1 protein-coding gene is annotated in these 1,061 nt (G+C 76.9%); it reads right to left on the bottom strand.

What is annotated here, in order from left to right; all coding sequences use genetic code 11:
* Positions 1-364 precede the first annotated feature (364 nt).
* Positions 365-964, bottom strand: a complete 600-nt coding sequence (locus ABZ885_RS41930) for a GNAT family protein (RefSeq protein ID WP_360200564.1) — start codon at positions 962-964, stop codon at positions 365-367.
* Positions 965-1,061: the final 97 nt, after the last annotated feature.

Raw genomic sequence — 1,061 nt, 5'->3', positions numbered from 1 at the left:
ACGTGGTGCTGAAGCGGTTCGCGGAGTTGTCGACGCCGTTGGTGGCGGACGCCTGTGTGCGGCTGGGGGTGGAGCTGCGGGTGGCGCCGGCCGGGCGTGCCGGGGCGGCCGGTCGGGTTCGGTGGGTGGGCGGTGCGGTCACGGTGCCCTCCTCGGCGGCCGGTGCTGGGGAGGCCAACCATGCCAGCGGAGCCGGTCGTGCGCGCGGCTCTCAGCCGCCCTTCAGAGGGCACCGCGGAGGGCGTTTTCGCAGGTCAAACGGGGTGGACACGGGCAGCGAGGGCCCGAGTGGATCTCACTGCTTTCTCACCTGCGGCACCGGCGCGGGGCACCGGCCCGGGCGCACCCCCGGCCCGCGGCCCGGCTACGCGGGCTCGGGGTCGGTGGCCAGCCGGGCGTGCAGGTGCTCGTCGTGGTACTTGCCGTCGCCGAAGCGGTGGGACTCGCGCAGGGTGCCCTCGGCGGGGAAGCCGCAGCGCTCGGCGACCCGGCAGGACGCGGTGTTGCCGACCGCGTGGGCGATCTCGATCCGGCGGGTGCCGGCCGTGGCGATGCCCCAGCTGGTGACGGCCCTGGTGGCGCGGGTGGCGGCGCCCCGGCCGCGGGCGGCCGGGGTCAGCCAGTAGCCGGTCATCGCGAGCCGGTCGGCGCGGTTGGTCCAGCGCAGCGAGACGTTGCCCAGCAGGGTCGCGTCGGTGCCGTCGAGGACGGCGAACGCGGCGGAGTCGCCGCTCGCCCAGCCGGCGTCGCACCGGTCGAGGAACGCCTCGGCGGAGGCCTCGTCGGTGACGCGGATCGGGTTCCACAGCGCGATCGCCGGATCGGCCGCGGCGGCGAGCAGTCCGGGCACGGCGCCGCCGCGGACGTCGGCCGTCCGGCCCCAGGGGCGGAGCACGATGTCACCCAGGTCGAGCGTGACGGGGACGAAGGCGTGCTGGTCGGCGGCGGTCTCCACGGTGCTCATCCACCCTTCCTACCCGCACCCGTGCCCGGCACGCCAGCGAATTCGCCCCGCGGCGGCGGGCTTGGGCGCCGGGGCACCCCGGGCGGGCCGCCTTCGC

This window comes from Kitasatospora sp. NPDC047058, from assembly GCF_040643935.1.
In the GTDB taxonomy this organism is placed as follows: domain Bacteria; phylum Actinomycetota; class Actinomycetes; order Streptomycetales; family Streptomycetaceae; genus Kitasatospora.
The sequence above is the reverse complement of the archived record's forward strand: the minus strand, read 5'-3'. Positions and strand labels throughout refer to the sequence as shown.